The sequence below is a fragment of the Dyadobacter diqingensis genome, from assembly GCF_024220585.1.
Classification (GTDB): Bacteria; Bacteroidota; Bacteroidia; order Cytophagales; family Spirosomataceae; genus Dyadobacter; species Dyadobacter diqingensis.
Map to the genome: position 1 here is coordinate 272,953 of NZ_JAMXKF010000005.1, position 20,771 is coordinate 293,723.

Genomic DNA, 20,771 nt, shown 5'->3' on the forward strand with positions numbered 1-20,771 from the left:
GTGCCTGAATTTTTTGACTGGCTGGAAAAAACTTCCTGGGCGGTAAATATCCGTCAGTCGTTATGGCTATACCCCGCTCTGGAAATTGTCCATATTGTGGGTATTGTCCTGCTTGTCGGAGCTGCTTTTATGTTTGACCTGCGGTTGCTGGGTTTTTCTAAAAGTCTGCCATTAAACGGTATGTCCCGCCATTTGCTGCCCTGGTCGCAGAGAGGACTTATATTGATTATCCCTTCGGGCATTTTGTTGTTTATCACCAATTCGAAAGCGCTCGCTTTTGATCCGGTCTTCTGGATCAAACTGCTTTTACTGCTCGTGGCTGCCCTGAATGTTTTTATCTTTCACAGATTTGTTTTTAATGACAAGGACGATTGGCGAGGCTCGGAAGAACTACCCCTTTTTTCAAAAGTGTCTGCTATTATTTCAATAATCGTCTGGATCGCCATCATCGCCTGTGGCCGGCTGCTTGCTTATTAGGTCAGGATGGTTAGCAAGATTGCGACTTATCGCGATCATAACGCCGAAAACAAATAAAAGATCAGTATTTTTTGCTGCGTGCAGGGTTTATGTATTTGTGTTCTTAAAACTGAAAAACACGAATATCTGATCCTTAAATCTGCGGTTAACTTTTATGAAAAAGATCTTTCTTCTTGCTGTTCTCGTTTTTATATCTCTTGCATCAAAACCACGTAAGATAGTCTGGGTAGCAATTGGCGACTCCATCACGTATCTTAACGATCATCAGAATGAAACCGGCAACAGGGTTACAAAAGGTTATATGACTTTGATTCGTGAAAAACATCCAAATGTCGAGTACATCAATCAGGGACATAACGGCTGGACTTCCGTAAATATCGCGGATAAAATTGAATCGCTCGGACTTGTTAAAGCTGATGTTTACACGGTGTTTCTCGGGACAAATGACTGGTGGCAGGGAAAGGCACTGGGATCGATTACAGATTATGAGCAAAATACCGGAACAGGTACGGTTTATGGCTCGTTCCGTATCATCAGTACCAAGCTGAAACAGCTCAATAAAAAAGCCAGGATCATTTTGATAACACCGATGCAGCGTGGTGATTTTGTTTACATCAACAGCGCGAAAAACAACGCCTATGGTTCTTACAAACCCAAAAAGGAGCAAACGCTTGAACAATTTGCAAACGCCATTGTAGAGATAGGAAAGTTAGAGAAATTTCCTGTTGTGGACCTTTATCACGACAGTGGTATCACGCTGGAAAACATGGTAAATTTCAAAAAGTTGAAGGAGCCACAGACGGATCATTACAAAAACTACGCGTATCCTGAATACACGACAATACCTTTTGATCCTGCTCAGGAAGAGTATCCATACCCGGTTGAGGCTGTTAACATGACTTACGACGGCCTGCATCCTTCCGACAAAGGATATCAGGTGATCGCCGATATGCTTGTTGGGAAATGGAAGGAGCTTAAATAAACAACGCAGGATTGAAATCCTGCGCTACAAGATCGGTCATGCCTACGGCATTGCACGTACCAGTGCCGTACGGCACGACCGATTTTGTAGCAACGGAATTCATTCCGTTGAACATTGACGAACATTGATATTTTGAAATATTTAATCCAAAAATAGGTGACCAGCATTATTTTCAAATGTCTTACAATAAGAGACATACGAAAATAATTTAGGCATTATGGCAAATACCTATCACCAAATGTATATCCAGACAGTGTTTGCGGTAAATTACCGGGAAGCTATTATTCAGTCTGTATGGAAGAAAGATCTTTTTAGCGTCATCGGCAACCTCATCAACGAAACGGGTTGTAAAACGTTAATTGTGAATGGTGTTGAAGACCATGTCCACTGCTTTTTTGGTTTGAAGCCTTCCGTATCGATTTCGGACGTTATGAAAAATGCAAAAGCGAAGTCATCCAAGTGGGTTAATGAAAGCAGCCTGCTACCACACAGATTTGAATGGCAGGAAGGATACTCGGCATTTTCGTATAGCCGGTCTCATATAGATGCTGTTCATAAATACATTCAAAATCAGGAAAAGCATCACAGCAATAGGACTTTCAAAGAAGAATATGTCGATATGCTGGCAAAATTTGAAGTTACTTTCGATGAAAAATACATTTTCACCGACCTTATCTAATTCAGAAATTCAGGAATGAAATCCTGCGCTACAAAATCGGTCATACTTATGGCATTAAAACGTACCAGTGCCGTAGAGCACGACCGATCTTGTAGCAACGGAATTCATTCCGTTGAAATTTGAAATCGAAAATTGCTAAAATTTTCAATTATCTAAAATCTCAATAATATTCCAATTCCAAAACAACCGGCGTAGTTGTCTCCTCCTCACCATTGATATTAATGAATCCTCTTGTAATGGTGATTTTCTTAGGATAACCATTGGGCAGGTATTCATAAGCGTAAGTAGACTTAACACCTCTGTCATTGGCATTATAAATCGTCTCTTTAAGGATATTATTAGGGCTGATGGCATAGTTTGAAAAATCACCTTCCCAGTCGATGCCAAGTTTAAAGAACGGATTTTTGCTGGTATCGTATTGGTAATCCGACTTGTCGGTTTTCGCTGCCTGCGACTTTTTGATGCTCCAAGTCTGGGAAACGTTATTTTCCGAAGTTCTGACATAGGTCACCACATAACTATCGCCCGTCGATGGACTTACACTTTGCTGCGTAATGAATCCGGCTTTGTTAAAAAGATAACTTCTGCTGAAAGTAGCCGAAGTCAGTAAATTTTGTTCTGAAACCTCGCGAGTAGAATCTGTTTTCGCCGCGTTGAACTGAAAAGTGCTTCGTGCTTTCTGATCATCAGATACAAATTCCGTTTCAGGAATAAATTCCGCCACCGCTATATCAAATTTCGCAGGAACCCCTCCATTTCTTGTGAAAACACCCGTTGAGAAAAATCTTGGTTTCGAAAAGGCAACATATTTTTTGAAGCCGCTCAGGTAACCCTTATTGTAGGAATATTCGATCAGCAACATGCCATTGCGGCTAACTTTTTTCAGCTTTACGTCAACGGTATCGACTCCGAAGTGAGATTGATATTTGATAGGAGGCAGTGGATCCGGTTCTTCTGCCTTTGAGCTGCAAGAAATGGCAGCAAATAGTAATACCAGATAGAAAATATTTTTCATGCTTGGTTTGGTTTTTTGATTATCCTATTAAAACTAATTTATTAAACTTATTTTAGGTCAATACACTGGAATGTTAAGTTTCTTTAAATTCAATTTTTAAGTAGGAAGGTCAAATCACTGATACTGCTGCATAGATTGGATAAAACGCAAAAGTTGGATGCAATTATATAAATTAATTCTACTTGTCATAATTATTTTTTCTACAATTTATATTCGGGCGACGGATTTTCAGAGCCTATCGTTTTATTGGTGATCCTTAGCCCCTGGAATTCATCCATCTGGTAATACTTGTCATCCATCCTTTTTATTGCAGCCTTTATCATATTTTTATACGCCCGCTTTTTTTTCTTTCGCAATTTTGGAGCGTTAATCACAATCCTATTAAAATGAAGACATTTCTCCTTGCTATTATTTTTACTGCCTTATTTTCGCCGGTATTCGCCCAGTTTCCAACCGGTGGGAGCGCTCAGCCTAAAGCTTTGCCAGGTACAGCCGGAGACCAGACGCCAAAGGGTAACTCTAAAATATCAGGAGCTATCGTGGATTCAGCAGCTGCGAAAGGCATTGAATTTGCCAGTATCGCGCTTTACAACAAAAAGACAGGACAAGCCATTGATGGTACAGTGGCGGATGAAAAGGGAAAGTTTTCGCTGACAAAAATTGTCGCCGGTGATTTCAAGATATTGATCTCTTTTATTGGTTATCAAAATAAAACCATCGACAACATCACCTTGTCAAAAGGACAGGAGCTGGATTTGGGAACGATCAAGCTGACATCCAATGTAAAACAGCTCGATGAAGTGACCGTAACCGGCCAGGCTGCTCTGATCGAAGAAAAGGTAGACAGGCTTGTTTACAATGCAGAAAAGGATATTGCTGCGAAAGGTGGTGATGCAACGGATGTTTTAAGAAAGGTCCCGCTTCTTACGGTGGATCTTGACGGAAACGTGTCGCTTCGCGGAAGTCAGAATATCAAGGTCTTAATCAATAACAAGCCAAGTACAATCGTTGCAAGCAGTGTTTCGGATGCGTTGAAACAAATTCCGGCGGATCAGATCAAGACGGTTGAAGTGATTACCAGCCCATCGGCTAAATATGATGCTGAAGGTTCAGGGGGTATTATCAATATCATTACCAAAAAGAACAGTCTTCAGGGATTAAACCTGAATGTGGATGCCGGTGTTGGTAACCGTGGTTCGATGCTCTCGTTGAATGGCGGTTACAGAAAAGGTAAGGCCGGATTTACCATCGGAGGCTTTGGTCGTGGAAATTATAACACCATGACCAAGACGACACTGGATCAAACCAGTAAGGTGGATGGCGTGGAAACACTGACCAACCAGACGGGTGATGGTTCCAGTAAAGGGTTGTTCGGGCAATATAACCTGGGTTTTGATTATGATCTGGCTAAAAATCAAAGTATTACTGCGGGTGTTCGTTATGGCTTGCGCAACATGATCAGCCAGCAGGATCTGATTACCAAATTGTATAAAAGGGGAGAGTTGACAGAAACTTCCGGAAGAAATGTGGATGCTAAAAATCTTTCAGGTACGGTAGATGCCAACATCGATTATCTGCATACATTCAAACCGCAGCAGGAGTGGAGTGTTTCCACGCTTTATAGCCGCAATGATCTGACTAATAATTTTGATGCGGACCTTCTTAATGCCAATAAGTCGGTTTCTGGCCGTGAGCGTAATGAAAACAAAAACATCAACCAGGAATTTACCCTTCAGACCGACTACCAGACACCAATCAAGAAAAACCAATTGCTTGAATTTGGAGGAAAGGGTATTTTCAGAGAGGTTAACAGTGATTACAAATATCTGATCGCCGATGCGACGGGAGACTTCGTAAAGGAAATTAACCAGCCTTCGGGAGAACTGACTTATCACCAGAATATTGCTGCGGGGTATTCATCTTATACTTACACGACTAAGAAAAGGTACACATTCAAAGGTGGTCTTCGTTATGAACATACTTTCATTGATGCAAGCACGCGTGAAGGAGGAACAATCGGTGTAGGAAATTACGGGGTATTGGTGCCAAGTGTCAACGCGTCCAAAACCATCAAAGGTGCAACGTTGAAATTAGGTTACAACCGTCGTATCCAACGTCCCGGACTTGCTCAGCTTAACCCTAACTTTAATGCAGCGAACCCTCAGAACATCACCATTGGTAATCCGGAGTTACGTCCCGAGCTAACCAATAATTTTGAACTTGGTGTCAGCAAAAATATCAAGAAGGTATTTGTGAATGCAACTTTCTTTGGACGCGTGACCAACAATGCAATCAGCCAGGTGCGTACGCCATCTGATTCGCTTCCGGGTGCTGTTGTGACGACATATCAAAATATCGGACGTCAGCACGCTTATGGTACCAACCTTTTTGCAAATGTGGCCGCTACCTCTAAAATCAATTTTGGTCTGTTCCTGAACGCATTTTATACTTCGTTAAGCGGACAAGGGAAGGCCAATGCAAATGGCATTGCCGAAGAATTGACCAATACGGGTGTGAACGTAAGCGGCGGTATTTTCTCTCAGGCGCAGTTTAAAAATGGCTGGGGAGCACAAGCTTTTGGTTTCATGCAGGGCACACAGGTGCAGTTGCAGGGTAAACAGGGAGGTTTTGGGTTCTATACCGTTGGTGTGAAAAAAGAATTTAAAAACAAAAAGGGAAGCCTTGGACTGGCAGCGGAAAACTTCCTGAGCAAACGTTACAGAATGCATACCGAGTTAAATTCAGAGGATTTTAGTCAGGTAAGTAATGTTTATCTTTATAACCGTGGCGTCCGCCTGACTTTCACGTATAAGATTGGTAAAATGACCATGGACGCACCGAAGAGAAAGGCGAAGTCGGTGAACAACGACGACGTGAAAGGTGACGGAAGCGGCGGTCAGCAGCAATCTGGTGGCGCACCGGGCGGTGGTCAGCCTAAATAATGAATCACTTACAATCAACTTTTTATAAATTACTAACTAAAAATCGACCTGCAAAATGAAAAGAAGCCAATTATTTATTGCGCTCGTAGCGGCCAGTATTTCTGTGAGCAGTTATGCTCAGACGGTAGACGAAATCGTTGAAAAACATGTTGCTGCCATGGGTGGCCTTGATAAATTAAATGCGGTCAGTACATTGGTTACAGAACGTTCTCTTGCCGTGCAGGGGATGGAAATTCCGACAAAAACAACTTTGGTTGTTGGGAAATCGCTGCGTAGCGAATCAACTGTTATGGGAAATTCGATGGTGCAGGTAGTGGCCGACTCGAAAGGCTGGATGATTCGTCCGACGATGATGGGCGGTACCGGAGAGCCTGAGGATATGCCTGCTGATCAGCTTAAACAAACAACGAGCCAGCTCGATCCGTTTGGCGGCCTGGTTAATTACAAAGACAAAGGAAACACTGTTGAACTTATCGGTAAGGAGAAGCAGGACAAAAAGGATGTTTACCATTTAAAACTTACATCCAAAGATGGCCAGGTTATCGACGAATTCCTTGATGCCAACACGTATCTTATTAGCAAGGTAAAAGCGAATATGAACGGACAGGATGGAGAAATCAATTTCTCGGATTATAAAGATTATGAAGGTATCAAATTTGCCAGCTCGATGGATATTACCAATCCTCAGATGGGCGTGATGACCTTTATCACAAACAAAGTGACGATCAACAGCAAAGTGGACGACAATTTGTTTAAAAAACCGGTGAAGTAAAAATCTCCCTGATCATTTTAGAAGTCATACGAAGGCCCGGGTTGATCAGACCCGGGCCTTCTGCTTTTCCAGATGCACATGGCCCCATTTCCGCATTTCTCTGACAACGGGATAAATCGTTTCGCCATATTCGGTCAGATAATATTCCACGCGGGAGGAAGTTCTGTAAAACTTTTTCGGGTAATAATTCCGTCATTTTCAAGTTCGTCAAGCTGGCGGGAAATCATTCTTTCACTGATCGTCGGTAGCGTCCGGCGCATTTCTCCAAAACGATTCCTGCCTTTTTTGATCAAAACGATAAGTGTTGTTTTACACTTTCCTTTGATAATGTTCAGGAATACGTCCGAAGGACAGACGAGCTCAATTTCGGGTATCTCTTCCATAAATTTTATTAAACTGATAATCAGTATTACGGAACAAAATGTCCGCTACTGAACTAAATGTAAGGTGTTGCAAAGCTAAAAACAGCATCTTAATTTTAATAAAAAAGTTATGACAAAGGAATTTAATGCGCTGTTCGTCAGCCAGCAGGAAAGTGGTTTTACCAGAGAGATCAAAACACTCACGACGGACGACTTACCGGAAAATGATCTGCTGGTCAAAGTTCGGTATTCGTCACTTAACTATAAAGATGCCTTATCGGCGTCCGGTAATAAAGGTGTAACCCGAAAGTTTCCGCATGTTCCCGGTATTGACGCATGCGGAATTGTGGTCGCTTGCAAAAACGGCAGATTTCAAATAGGTGATGCGGTAATTGTAACAGGTTTCGATCTGGGAATGAATACCTGGGGCGGTTTTGGGCAATACATTTGTGTGCCGTCGGCGTGGGGTATATCGCTTCCCGCTGATCTTTCATTAAGAGACGCTATGGCCTTTGGGACGGCCGGTCTGACGGCGGGGCTTTCGGTGGATAAGATCGTCACCGCCGGGATTAAACCTGCCGACGGCCCCGTCGTGATCAGTGGCGCAACGGGCGGTGTCGGGAGCATGGCTACGGCTATCATGTCAAAACTTGGGTTTGAGGTTATTGCTGTTTCGGGCAAAAAAGAAGATGATTTTCTCACGTCCGTTTTAGGTGCCAAACATATTCTGGGCCGAGAAGAATTTTTAGAGAAATACAACAGTAAACCGCTTTCTCCGGCCGATTTCATTGCCGGGATTGATAATGTTGGTGGTGCGGCATTGTCCGGAATTCTTAAATCGGTGAAACAAAATGGTATCGTTACCTGCTGCGGAAATGTTTCGTCGGCGGATCTGAACACTTCCATTTTTCCATTTATATTGAGAGGCGCGACGCTCGCGGGGATTGACTCCGTCCAGGCAGCGATTTCATGGAGAACACAAGTATGGCGGGCTTTGGCTAGTGCTTGGAGACCGGCACATCTGGAACAAATGATTCAGGAAATAACATTACAGGAGCTGCCTGAAAAACTGGATGCGCTGTTGCAGGGTAAAGCGCGTGGGCGTTATGTCCTGAAACATGAGGAGTGATATTACGTGTTATTAATTACGGGCTTAATGCAATTGCACTTGCTGCATTGCATTAAGCTTTTTTATTTGTGGTATACGGATATTTTATCTTAAAATATGACAAAAAACGCCTCTGCCAGAGCCCGATTAATCTTTTATTAATCATTCTGTTAATCCTTGCCGTGTACTTTGCACAAAATTTTCAGGAAATGCGAAACCAGACTTCTTCATAAACCTTAATAAGTCCTTAAATTTTTACAACAAATTATGATTAGAGTACTGGCTCCCCTGTCTTCTTCAAGTGTCACCTCAAACCCCGCCGATTAATTTCCTAAATATTTCACCATGAACAAGAAAATTTGGATCGTTTGTATCCTGACTGCCTTTATTACGATCACCTGCCAGATTTCCCGTCAGAAATCCACGGATAACACGTTGCGGAGAACCGCTGCTTCCGTGGAAGCGATTCCTGCTTTCACACCGAATCCTTCGCCGGCCTATCTGACGCCGGAACAAAGCCTTAAAACGTTTCGCCTGCCGAAAGGTTATCACCTCGAACTCGTCGCGAGCGAGCCGATGATCCATGAGCCGGTTGCCGTGGCCTGGGACGGTAATGCACGTATGTACGTGGCTGAGCTGAATACCTACATGCAGGACGTAGAGGGCACCGGCGAACATGAGCCTACGAGCCGGGTTATGCTTTTAGAAGATACCGACAACGATGGCAGAATGGATAAAAGTTCTGTTTTTATAGATAAAATGTTGCTGCCGAGAATGCTCTTGTGTGTTGGGCATGAGCTGCTTGTCAACGAAACGGATACCTACAATATTTACAGCTACAAGGACACCAATGGCGACGGCGTCGCTGACGTGAAAAGACCGGTTTATACACCCGATAAAAAAGCGCCAGGAAATCTGGAACATCAGCGGAGTGGGTTGGAATGGAATGTCGACAACTGGATTTATACTACGGTGGATCCGGTCCGTTTCCGCTATTCCAAAGGAAAATTGGTTCCGGATTCTATCCCCAGCGGCTCGAATGGACAATGGGGATTGACGCATGATAATTTCGGGCGACTTTTCTTTTCTTCTGCGGGTGGAGAAGTACCGGCGTTAGGTTTTCAGATCAACCCTGTTTACGGTCGCCTGGAATTCAACGACCAGTATACCAAAGAGTTCAATGAAGTATGGCCAATAATCAAAACGCCTGATGTTGAAGGTGGACTGAAACGGCTGAGAGCGGATACAACCCTTAACCATTTCACGGCAAGCTGCGGACAAGTAATTTTTCGGGGCGACCGGCTGCCGGGTGATTTGCAGGGCGATCTGCTCATCAGCGAACCGGTAGGCAGGTTGATTCGCCGTGCAAAAGTTATTGATAAAAATGGCAAGATCACGCTCGAAAACGCATATCAGAAAGAAGAGTTTATTGCTTCAACGGACATGAATTTCAGGGTGGTGAATATGTACACGGGACCGGACGGAAATCTGTATCTCGTGGATATGCACCGTGGAATTATTCAGGAAGGAAACTGGACGGGGCCGAACAGTTATCTGCGCCCACAAATCAAACGGTATGGTCTGGACAAAAACATTCAGCATGGCCGGATTTACCGTCTGGTTCACGACGGAATGAAACCCGGCCCCAAACCAAGACTGCTGGATGAGCCGTCGAAAAAACTGGTTTCTTATCTCAATCACCCTAACGGCTGGTGGCGTGACAATGCCCAGAAAGAGCTGATTTTGAGAAATGATCAGTCTGTTATCGCCGGACTGAAAGCCATTGCAACGGGGGAGGCCAATAGTTACATCAAAACAAATTCGGCTTTGGGACGCTTGCACGCCCTGTGGACGCTGGAAGGCCTGGATGCTTTGGATAAGGGAATTGTGACCGGAGCGCTGAAAGATCAGGATACAGAAGTGCGAAAAGCTGCTGTCCGTTTAAGCGAGGTTTACCTGAGAAAAAATGACGAGCAGATGATTGATCAGCTTGCGGGCCTGAAAATGGATGCGAGCAATGACGTGAAAATGCAGCTGATTTTGTCGTTATCGTACAGCAAATCGCCAAAAGCAAAAAGTCTGGCAACGGAAATACTAAGCGCTTCCAACGGAAATGAAATTCTGGCCCGCGCACAGAAAAGTATCGATAAGAACGAAGATTCCAAAAAATTCGGACTCCGATTGGGGCGGCTGGACGAAGCAGACCGCAATCTCATCTTAAATGGCTCAGTAATTTATAAATCACTATGCACAGCATGCCACGGCGTAGACGGAAAAGGACTACTAAGTAAAACAGCTCCCCCCTTAGTCGGCTCGAAAAGACTTGGCAAAGGAAAAGACATGGCCTTACGGATACTGCTTCACGGACTTTCAGGCCCAATCGACGGCGAAACCTATCCAAGCGAAATGCCAGCGATGGGCGATAACGATGATCAATGGATCGCCTCCGTATTAAGTTACGTACGCCACGAATTTGTAAACGCACCACCGATACGCCCTGCCGATGTAAAATCAGCACGCGAACAAACCGCAGGACGTAACAAATCATGGACCATAACCGAATTGTCCGGCATGTAGGGGCGCCCCTCGCGGTCGCCCAATCGCCGTTTTGATCGCAGATCAAAACGGCGATCAAACCAAAATCAAATTCTAAATCCTCATGAAAATCAGAATTGATTTAATACTCCCGCTATGCCTGATATTTATTTTATCAGGAAAAATACAAGCCCAGTCGCCGACCTTTCCCGGCGAAAAAACGACTTGGCACGGCTTCGACCGGTATGATTTTGTGATGGATGAGGAAGGCCTGAGCATTAAACCCTTCAAGCCAGACCCGACCGAAAAAAACGGAGTAAAACCACCTGCCCAAGGTCAGCGGAGATGCATCGTAGTCGTGCCGACAAAAGCAGCATCCGGAAACCCATGGTCCTGGCAGGGATGTTACTGGGATCATGAGCCACAAACCGAGATAGAACTTTTAAAGAGGGGTTTTGTAATCAGTTTCATTACACCCGATCCCGGTAAAGAATGGGATGCCTGGTACACTTTTCTGACAGAAAAATATGGTTTGTCAAAAAAGCCGGCATTTGTGGGTATGAGCAAAGGAGGCGTCAACGAATACGACTGGGCGACAACACATCCTGATAAGGTCTCCTGTATCTACGCAGACAACCCGGCGATAAGACCAGAAACGTTCGCAAAACTTGATTTGCTTGCACAACATGACGTTCCACTTTTAAATATCTGCGGATCAGCGGATTTTTTATTGGAAAGAACGACTCTGCCAATCGAAAAACGCTATCACGAGCTGGGCGGTAAAATCACCGTCATGATTAAAGAAGGGCCTGCGCACCATCCCCACAGTCTCAAAAATCCGAAACTGATCGCCGACTGGATTGAATCGAATATGAAGCTTACCCAGGAAAAACGACCTTCCTTTGCGACCGACCTGTTTACTAAAACCTATTATTATGGTCTGGAAAATACGTTTCATTATCTGGAAGAAGAAAAAACATATGCCACGAGCCGCGGCCCCGGTTTTACCCCTTTTTATGAGCGATATGACCTGAAAACCAATAGCCAGTGGGGCGTTACAGGTATGGCGGTTATTGTGCCAAACAAAATTGCCGATGGGAAACCCTGGATCTTTCGCGCAGGTAGTCCGGAAAGAAGTGATTCCGTAGATCTGGCTATGCTTGCCAGAGGTTATCATATTGTAGTGGCACCGCTGACGGCGCAATCCGGTGCCGTGAGAGCGGAATGGGATTCCACCTATCGTTTTCTTGTAAGAAATGGTTTTTCAGGCAAACCCGTTCTCGAAGGCAAAGGGGCTGCCGCAGGAGAAACCTACGCATGGGCAATAGAAAACCCGGATAAGGTAAGCGCTATTTATAGCGAAAATCCATTGATGACCGGCTTGATGATTAAAAATCCTTTGCTGGATTTTCTCGGGGTTCTGGCAAACTCAAAGATACCGATATTAAGCGTCAGCGGTAGCAAAGATCCGTGGCTTGCAACAAATACGAAAATTGCAGCACAGCGTTACAAAAAGCTGGGAGGAAGATATACTGTGATTATCAGGGAAGGTGAGGGGCATTTTCTAAAACCGCATGCCCCGGCACAGATCGTGGATTTCATCATGCATAATACGAAATAATTTTTTCAAATTTTATCATCTCACCCGATGCGTAAATCGATATTGTTTGGACAGCTTTTGCTGAGTTTTTTCATGTATGGTGCCCGGGAAAAGGAAAAATCGCTGCAAGACCAGGACTGGCCAAATTATGGAGGAAACAAGGCAGGGAACCGCTATTCTCCACTTGATCAGATTAATACCGAAAATGTAAAATCATTGCAGGTCGCGTGGATGTATGATGCTTCAGAGAAACCGGATCCTGAAAATCCCGGCAGGCAACGCAACCGCGCCATTCAGTGCCAGCCGATTGTGGTCAACGGAATCATGTACGGAACGACGCCGGAACTGAAATTATTTGCACTCAAAGCTGACTCAGGTGAGGAGCTCTGGAAGTTTGAACCGCGTAAAAGTGATAAGTTGAATTCAAATCGGGGCGTGGTTTACTGGCGTAGCGGCAATGATCAGCGTATATTGTATACAGTTGGCTCAGGTTTGTATGCGGTAAATGCAGAAACCGGGGAAATTGTCAAGAGTTTTGGCGTAGGTGGAAGAGTGGATATTCATGAGGGACTCTCGACCAATATGGATCACGACGTCAACGTTTTGTCTGTCAACGCAACCAGTCCGGGGATTATTCATAAAAACACGTTCATCCTGGGATCAGCCGTTTCGGAATCCGGTGACGCTGCCCCCGGGCATGTCCGGGCATTTGACGTTGTGACGGGCCAATTGAAATGGGTTTTTCATACCATTCCCCAACCGGGTGAATTGGGTTATGATACCTGGCCGAAAGGTGCTTATAAAATCATTGGGGCTGCCAATAATTGGAGTGGTATGAGCGTGGATGAAAAAAGAGGTACCGTATATTTCGGCACGGGATCGCCGGCTTCTGATTTTTATGGGGGCGATCGCAAAGGATCGAATCTTTTTGCCAACTGCATTTTGGCGCTTGACGCTGAAACGGGTAAAATGAAGTGGTATTATCAGACCATTCACCACGACCTTTGGGATCGCGATCATCCCAGTCCGCCCAACCTGACGACCATCACACACAACAGGAAACGCATCGATGTGGTGGTGCAATCGACGAAAGACGGGCTTGTGTATGTGCTTGACAGGGACAAGGGAACATCGATATTTCCGGTGGAAGAACGAGCCGTTCCGACCAAAGGCCTTCCGGGTGAGCATCCTTATCCTACACAAAAATATCCGGTAAAACCGCTGCCATTATCCCGTCAGGTTTTTACTGAAAATGACATTACCAATCTCTCGCCAGAGGCTCACGCTTATGTGACAGAACGTTATCAGAAAATAAAAACGGACAATAAGTTCGCTCCGCCAAGCACGACAGGAACGTTGCTTTTTGGGTATAGCGGAGGTGCAGAATGGGGTGGGAACGCTGTGGATCCGGATGGTATTTTTTACCAGAATGCCAACGAGGAACCCTGGGAGCTGATTATGATGGATGCTAGTCAAAAGAAAACCGACGTTCCGCGGACTTTGGGAAATACACTTTATATGACAAACTGCTCGGCTTGTCACGGACAGGACAGAAAGGGGAGCGGCAACGAGCTGCCATCGCTGATTGATATCGGGAAAAAATTAAACACGGCTTCTATAAAGAGTATCCTGAAAACCGGAAGCGGGCGAATGCCTTCGTTCTCGCATTTGTCTGAAAAAGAACAGGATGCCCTTATTGGATTTTTGCTTAATATTGAAAAGGATCAGAAAGCGGTTGTTGAAACCAGAACAAAATCCGCTGCAAAAAACGCTTTTCCCTATAAACCGGCTTACGTGACTAAAAGCTGGCAAAGGTTTACGGATCAGGATGGTTATCCGGCCGTCAAACCGCCTTGGGGAACTTTGAATGCAATTGATTTGAATACGGGAGAATATATCTGGCGGGTGCCACTGGGAGAATATCCTGAACTGGCGAAAAAGGGTATTCCGACAACCGGTACCGATAGTTATGGCGGCCCGTTGGTTACCGCTGGCGGCCTTGTTTTTATTGCAGGAACAAAAGATGAAAAAATCCGCGCCTTTGATAAAAAAACGGGGAAAGTGGTGTGGGAATATCAGTTGCCCGCCGGAGGTTTCGCGACACCCATTACCTACCAGATCAATGGCAAACAATATGTCGCGATTGCAGCGGGTGGTGGAAGAGGACAGAAAATTGGAGGGAATTATATCGCTTTTTCATTAAAATAAAACTGAACCCGATTACCTATGTTTAAATCCGAAAAAAATGCAGACGATAGTCGTCGTAATGCGATAAAACTGTTAGCTGCCGGCTCTGCTGCCGGGCTATTTTCTTTGTTTGAAACCCCGCAAGCGCGTGCTGAAAAGTATGAAAAACCTGCCTATGCTAAGGGAATGGCGCCTGTTACGATTAAAAGTGTCAGAGCAATTACGACCGCACCTGGCGGTTCCAACCTGGTTATTGTGAAAGTTGAAACGTCCGAGCCGGGTTTGTATGGGCTGGGTTGTGCCACTTTCACACAAAGGGCACTGGTGGTTATTCCTGCGATAAACATTTATCTCAACGAGTTTAGCGTTGGGAAGGACGTAGACAATATTGAGGATATGTGGCAATCCACGTACGTAAGTTCGTATTGGCGGAACGGGCCGGTCTTAAACAACGCGTTGTCGGGATTGGATCAGGCTTTGTGGGATATCAAAGGCAAGCGGGCAAACATGCCGGTTTATCAGCTTTTGGGCGGTAAAACCAGGATCGCCGTGGACACTTACACCCACGCCAGCGGCCCGACTCCCGAAGCTATTGCCGATAAAGTGCAGCAGTATATGTCCGAAGGTTTCAGGCATGTACGAATCCAGCAAGGAGGATATGGCGGGGTAGGAGCCATGGATGAAGTTAAGCCGGATTTTAAAGCGGCTGGTTTTGGCCGGGCGACGGACGATTTCAGCGATCAGCGGACTTACCTTAAACGGGTACCCAAAATGTTTGAAATGGTACGAAAAAAATGTGGTGAAGACGTTGAACTTTTGCATGACATGCATGAGTTGGTGGAGCCGATGGACGCCATCAATATGATCAAAGGTCTTGAAGAATACCGGCCGTATTTTGTGGAAGATCCCTTTTCTCCTGAAAATATGGGCTGGTTTAAACAACTTCGTCAGAGCACAACGGTGCCTATTGCGATGGGCGAGCTTTTTAACAATATCAATGAATTCCGCGAGCCTATGGCAAATCAGCTGTTTGACTACATCCGCTGCCACGTGTCTCAATTGGGCGGTATCACGCCGGCAATGAAGGTGGCTCGTTTGGGAGAGTGGTTTAATGTAAAAACGGCATGGCATGGCCCGGGAGATACGTCGCCGGTTGGGCATTCGGCTAATAATAACATTGATATCGCGATCTGGAATTTCGGAATTCAGGAGTCGCAAAAGTTCAGTGAAAAGGTGCAGGAAGTTTTTCCGGGCTGCCCGACGATCAAAAATGGTTATTATTATGTCAATGAAACGCCGGGACTCGGTATTGATATCAATGAGAAGGAGGCTGCAAAATATCCGATCAGCTCGAAATCAAGATGGACTGTACGGAAAAGTGATGGGACGATATTGAAACCTTAGCCAAAATTTATCCTCGCCGGATCGCCGGGTTGAAACCCGGCGCTATCGGATCGGTCGTGCCTGCGGCACTTTTACAGGGGGCGCGGGTGTTTTTGGAGTTTTATGGGTGTTGTTTCGGATTTTATTCTGCTTTCAGACTTTTGACGGGATTCATTAACGCGGCAAGTACCACTTTGTAACCAACCGTTAGCAAAGTGATCAGCAGAATGATCAAACCGCCGGACGCCATAATCCACCAGTGCAGGTCGATCCGGTAGGCAAAATTGTTTAGCCAGTTGCTCATGAAGTACCATGCTACCGGTGTTGCGATGATGAAAGCGAGGCCAACAAGCTGTAAAAATTCTTTACCAAATAATAAAACAATGCTGTTAACACTAGCGCCCAGGACTTTTCTGACGCCGATTTCCTTGGTGCGCTGTGAGACCATAAACGAAACCATACCAAATAATCCGAGACAGCAGATGAAAATGGCGGTCACGGCGAATGCTTGGATTAACGTTGTCAGCTGTTCTTCTTTTTCGTAAAACCGGGCGATCTTCTCATCAACAAACTGATACTCGAAAACTTCATCCGGGTATATCTTTTGCCAGGCATTTTGAATCACTTTTAATGATCTGGAAAAATCCTTTGTGTTGAGCCTGATCGCTACTTCCTTATAAAGTTTTGGATTGGCAAAAATGGCACAGGGCTCCACAGCCTCCTGAAGGGATTTAAGATGGAAACTTTTGACGACGCCAACAATCGGACCTTTCAAACCTGTATTGCCGTCTTCCAGCTGTCGGCCGAGCATTTTCTGAGGATCCTGAATACCCACACGATGCATTAATTCTTCGTTGACGACAAATTCCGTGACGGAATCACGGTCAACAGTGCTTCTGCCGGCAAGAAGAGGCATCCGGTAAGTTTCGAGATAATGTTGGTCGGCAAACCTGTCGCGGATCACGAATTTTTCCCATTCGGACCGGTTATCAAACCTTACCGATCCTCCGTATCCCATGGATGATGTAGGGGCTTCGTACTGATAACTCACCGATTTTACATCCGTATTTTGCATGAGTTCATTACGGAAAGACTGACTTACTTTTTTGGCCGAATCTGTTTTGGGAAGGGAGAGCGTAACAACGGCATGCTGATCAAAACCCAGATCGGCGTTTTTGAAAAATTTCATTTGCAGCAACAAAATCAGCGTGCCAATCACAAGCACTTGGGCAATGATCAACTGCACCGCAATCAGCGAACGCCGAAGCCCGATACCACCCACCTGTTTACTTCCAAGCCTGCCTTTTAGCGCGGTAATCGGGTTGAAACCTGAAATGATTACCGCAGGGTAAAAACCAGCCAGTATAACGATAAGGAGCAGCGTGAATATCCAGAAAATGGTGAGTTCAAACTGAAACAACAGCCCGAAATGGTATGCGTTGGTTTGGGTCCAGTTGTTCATCACGGGTAAGGCAAGCAGGATAAACAGCGATGCAAGCAGCGATGAGGCGAGGGTTATCAAACCCGTTTCACTCATAAATTGCCAAAAAAGTTGTTGCTGCGTACTCCCCAGAACCTTTCGTATCCCGATTTCCTTTGCCCGTTTCAACGCCTGTGCCGTGGCCAGATTTATAAAATTGATGCAGGCAATAACCAGTAAAAAAGTGCCGACTCCTGCCAATATCCAGAGGATGGATCTTCTGATTTTTCCGTCGTATCGTTCGTTAAAATGAATATCGGATAGCGGCTGAAACTGATGCTCGTAGTATTTTGCTTCGGCACCATAGTATTTCGAACCGTTGTTTTTTAGCAGCTTATGTATTTTTTGAACATCAGTATTTTCGGCAAATCGGACGAAAGTAAAATTCCTGCTGCTGATCCAGGAAAATGATGACATGTCATAAGCAGAGTCGATCTGTTTAATCGTTGCCAGTGAAATGTAGACTTCAAAATCGAGGTCCGTGGGATTTTTTTGATCTTGTATCACGCCAATGATTCTTAAATCGTGCATGTTGTTCATGCGCAGGGTTTTACCTGTTACGGCAGTTTCTCCGAAATATTTCCGTGCAATTTTTTCGCTGATCACGACCGTCGCAGGCTCGGTCATCTGGTGAGGATTGAACCGGCTGATCCACCCGAAAGCAAACATTTCCATAAAACCCTGATCGGCCAGAACCACGTTTGTCTTTTCCAGAAAGCGATTGGTTCTTTGGCCGTCGGTAGCTGCAAGGGTAATGTTTGGCATTTTTGCCATAAATCCGGCTTTCTCAACCTGAGGATAATCACGTAAAAGGGTAGGAGCCATCGGTGCTGCCGACCCCGGCTCATGTTCGGTGCCTTCATCCAGATGCAGATCGAGGACAACCCGGTAAATCTGGTCAAAACCTGGCTGGTGCCGATCTGTGCTGAGATGATATTGCAGAAAAAGAAATATCAGAACGGCACCTGTAATGCCCAGACCGAGGCCGAGGATATTCAATATCGCATAAGTCCGGTTGAGACGCAGGTTTCGAATTGCGATTTTGAAGTAGTTCTTTATCATGGCAGCATCGTTGGGTTTGGAATTTGGCTGGTCAAGTTAAAGAATTACGTGGCTTTTATGAATTGACAGGCAGGGTTTTAACATGATTTAACATGGATCGGATGAAACTTGTCGTTCATCCGATCAAAACGCCTGTATTTACATCCGCAACACAATCTTCCCAAACTGCTCCCCGCTTTCCATGCGCTCAAAGGCGGCTTGGATATCATCGAAGGCGTACACCGAATCAATGATGGGGCGGAGCTGGTGATAGAGCACATAATAAAGCATGTTTTTGAATTCATCGTCATTGCCCATCGTCGTGCCCATGATGGTGATTTGTTTCAGGAAAATGAGCTTGGGGTTGAATGATGGGATAGAGCCCGCTGTTCTTCCGAAGCTTATTATTTTTCCTCCCGCTTTTACCAGATGCAGCAACACTTCAAACCCTGTTCCGGCAGCACCATCCAGGATCAGGTCAAACCCTTCTGTCTGATCGAACAATTCCTTTTTCCAGTTCAGGCTCTTGTAATTGGCGCCTCCGCTTGCGCCGGCAATGATGGCTTTTTGTATTTTATCGTCTTGTCCGGATGTCACATAAACCCTGGAATTCATTTTTAATGCAAATGCCAAAGCCCAAAGCGCAACACCGCCGCCAATGCCGGTGATCAATATTGTACTTTTCCGGTTGAGCTGTCCTCTCGAAAAAAGAGCACGATAGGCAGTCAGGCCGGCGAGGGGAACAGCGGCCGCCTCTTCATAATTTAAATGTGCCGGAATTTCATAAATATATCGTTCATCGATGGCGATGTATTCGGCAAAGGTCCCGTGCATGGGATAACCCAGAATCTCGAAATCATTTTCGAAATCTTTCTGCTTTTTATCCCAGTTTAAGGACGGATTTATCACAACACGTTTATGAAGCCAGGCGCTGTCGGCATCGGGCCCAATATCAACAACGTCACCGGCACCGTCTGCGCCGGGAATAATCTTGAAATCCGCAAACTGGTTTTTTTCCTGCATGGGCCATAATTCATGATGATTAAGGCTCGCTGCTTTGATTTTAACGAGAACCTGACCAGCTTTTATTTCAGGAATCGGTACTTCTTCAATGCGGATTGAGAAGTCTGACTGATCCAAAACGGCTGCTTTCATATTTCATTTCGGTGGGCTAAATTTTAGAGTGCGGTGTTTTGACAACAAATAACAAACTGAAAACGTTTAGCCCGCAGCGCGATTAAAACATCTTAATTTGTGATCTGCCTGATAAATTTAAACTGTCAGAATGGAATTTCTATTAGTCATTTGATATTCAGTCTGACGGAAGGGTACATTAAGACACTTAAAATAATAAATTCTTCTGATTTTTAATAAAAAAGTTACTTAATGGCATTAAAATCTCCTGAGCTGTTGGCAGGCGCCTTCTGGTGATACAGTTACATCTTTAAATTTCCATATTACAACCTCTGAGAGTATACGTGAATAACCCGAATTCGAAGATTAAAAAAAAATATTTTGTAAGTAAATAAACATTTACTTACTTTGTGTCGTCATTTTTTCGATTCTGAAAAAAAGTGAAATAAATAGGCTATGAGACCGAAAAATCTGGAAAAGGAAGAGGCAATCCGAAGTATTGCGCTTAAAATTATTGCGGAAGAAGGGCTAGAAAATCTCAGTATGCAGAAGCTGGCCAAGGCCGCCAACATATCGCCCAGAACGATTTACATAAAATATGAAAACAAGGAAGACCTCTTGTTGAAACTTTTTATTGAAGAAGTACTGGTGAATTACGAAAAAGCGGTGCTGGAAAGTTTCAGCCCGGACATGGATTTTGCGGAGGGCGTGAAAAAAATATGGCTGAACACTTTTGCTTACCTGAAAAATAATAAACCGGCTTTTGCGCTGATCAGGTATGGGAAATCCTCTCCGTTGCTGAATAATGCTTTCAGAAACAAGAACATTAAAGAAGGAGTATTTTTTGCACCGATACATCAATTTTTACGACGCCATATCGAAGCGGGAGTAATCATGGATTTCCATCGTGATGTTTACAAGGCCCTTCTGTTTTCGCCGATTCTTGATCTGGTCAGCGAGTATTTTGATTATGAGGAAAGACCGGTACAGATTATTGACGACGAGATGATTACCGCATGTTGCGGAGCTTTGATAAAAGGCGTGATGAAATAAATAAGACTATTAATAAAACAA

15 protein-coding genes and 1 pseudogene are annotated in these 20,771 nt (G+C 44.7%); 11 read left to right on the forward strand and 5 right to left on the reverse strand.

Going from position 1 to position 20,771, the window contains the following annotated elements:
- The 3 genes from M1L62_RS16460 to tnpA all read left to right on the forward strand — a co-directional run bounded on the left by M1L62_RS16460 (position 1) and on the right by tnpA (position 2,138).
- On the forward strand, positions 1-477 hold the full coding sequence (locus M1L62_RS16460) for a DUF6644 family protein (protein ID WP_254560700.1): 477 nt from the start codon (positions 1-3) through the stop codon (positions 475-477).
- Between the two features lie 154 nt (positions 478-631).
- Positions 632-1,459 carry an SGNH/GDSL hydrolase family protein gene (locus tag M1L62_RS16465; RefSeq protein ID WP_254560701.1) on the forward strand — a complete coding sequence of 276 codons (828 nt, stop codon included), beginning with the start codon at positions 632-634 and terminating at the stop codon, positions 1,457-1,459.
- Positions 1,460-1,676: 217 nt separating this feature from the next.
- Positions 1,677-2,138 carry an IS200/IS605 family transposase gene (tnpA, locus tag M1L62_RS16470; RefSeq protein WP_254560702.1) on the forward strand — a complete coding sequence of 154 codons (462 nt, stop codon included), beginning with the start codon at positions 1,677-1,679 and terminating at the stop codon, positions 2,136-2,138.
- A gap of 160 nt (positions 2,139-2,298) precedes the next feature.
- Here tnpA and M1L62_RS16475 read toward each other — a convergent pair whose 3' ends face one another.
- Together M1L62_RS16475 and M1L62_RS29365 are read right to left on the reverse strand one after the other, a co-directional pair.
- Positions 2,299-3,153, reverse strand: a complete 855-nt coding sequence (locus M1L62_RS16475) for a hypothetical protein (RefSeq protein WP_254560703.1) — start codon at positions 3,151-3,153, stop codon at positions 2,299-2,301.
- Between the two features lie 200 nt (positions 3,154-3,353).
- Positions 3,354-3,476, reverse strand: coding sequence for a hypothetical protein (locus M1L62_RS29365; protein WP_256527710.1), 123 nt, complete (start codon positions 3,474-3,476; stop codon positions 3,354-3,356).
- Positions 3,477-3,539: 63 nt separating this feature from the next.
- Between M1L62_RS29365 and M1L62_RS16480 the strand changes: the two genes are divergently transcribed.
- Positions 3,540-6,095: a TonB-dependent receptor gene (locus M1L62_RS16480; protein WP_254560704.1), complete on the forward strand. Its 2,556-nt coding sequence runs from the start codon at positions 3,540-3,542 to the stop codon at positions 6,093-6,095.
- A gap of 55 nt (positions 6,096-6,150) precedes the next feature.
- On the forward strand, positions 6,151-6,867 hold the full coding sequence (locus M1L62_RS16485; protein WP_254560705.1) for a LolA-like protein: 717 nt from the start codon (positions 6,151-6,153) through the stop codon (positions 6,865-6,867).
- Between the two features lie 45 nt (positions 6,868-6,912).
- On the opposite strand, the pseudogene M1L62_RS16490 reads toward M1L62_RS16485, so the two are convergent.
- A pseudogene (locus M1L62_RS16490) lies at positions 6,913-7,250 on the reverse strand (winged helix-turn-helix transcriptional regulator).
- A gap of 109 nt (positions 7,251-7,359) precedes the next feature.
- Between M1L62_RS16490 and M1L62_RS16495 the strand changes: the two are divergent.
- From M1L62_RS16495 to M1L62_RS16515, 5 genes are all read left to right on the forward strand, one after another.
- Positions 7,360-8,358 (forward strand): YhdH/YhfP family quinone oxidoreductase, encoded by a 999-nt coding sequence (locus M1L62_RS16495; protein WP_254560707.1) that lies wholly within the window; start codon positions 7,360-7,362, stop codon positions 8,356-8,358.
- Positions 8,359-8,682: 324 nt separating this feature from the next.
- A complete protein-coding gene (locus M1L62_RS16500) occupies positions 8,683-10,914 on the forward strand; it encodes a DUF7133 domain-containing protein (protein WP_254560708.1) in 2,232 nt (743 codons plus the stop codon).
- Between the two features lie 82 nt (positions 10,915-10,996).
- Positions 10,997-12,493, forward strand: coding sequence for an alpha/beta fold hydrolase (locus tag M1L62_RS16505; RefSeq protein WP_254560709.1), 1,497 nt, complete (start codon positions 10,997-10,999; stop codon positions 12,491-12,493).
- Positions 12,494-12,520: 27 nt separating this feature from the next.
- The gene (locus M1L62_RS16510; RefSeq protein WP_254560710.1) at positions 12,521-14,680 is read left to right on the forward strand and encodes an outer membrane protein assembly factor BamB family protein; all 2,160 of its coding nucleotides are present in this window, start codon (positions 12,521-12,523) and stop codon (positions 14,678-14,680) included.
- Positions 14,681-14,698: 18 nt separating this feature from the next.
- Positions 14,699-16,063: an enolase C-terminal domain-like protein gene (locus tag M1L62_RS16515; protein WP_254560711.1), complete on the forward strand. Its 1,365-nt coding sequence runs from the start codon at positions 14,699-14,701 to the stop codon at positions 16,061-16,063.
- A 121-nt stretch (positions 16,064-16,184) separates the two neighbouring features.
- On the opposite strand, the gene M1L62_RS16520 is transcribed toward M1L62_RS16515, so the two are convergent.
- Positions 16,185-18,584 carry an FtsX-like permease family protein gene (locus tag M1L62_RS16520; protein WP_254560712.1) on the reverse strand — a complete coding sequence of 800 codons (2,400 nt, stop codon included), beginning with the start codon at positions 18,582-18,584 and terminating at the stop codon, positions 16,185-16,187.
- Between the two features lie 138 nt (positions 18,585-18,722).
- Complete coding sequence (locus M1L62_RS16525) at positions 18,723-19,718, reverse strand: zinc-binding dehydrogenase (protein WP_254560713.1); 996 nt, start codon at positions 19,716-19,718, stop codon at positions 18,723-18,725.
- Positions 19,719-20,153: 435 nt separating this feature from the next.
- Here M1L62_RS16525 and M1L62_RS16530 point away from each other — a divergent pair, with 435 nt between their 5' ends.
- Positions 20,154-20,750, forward strand: coding sequence for a TetR/AcrR family transcriptional regulator (locus tag M1L62_RS16530; protein ID WP_254560714.1), 597 nt, complete (start codon positions 20,154-20,156; stop codon positions 20,748-20,750).
- Positions 20,751-20,771 lie beyond the last annotated feature (21 nt).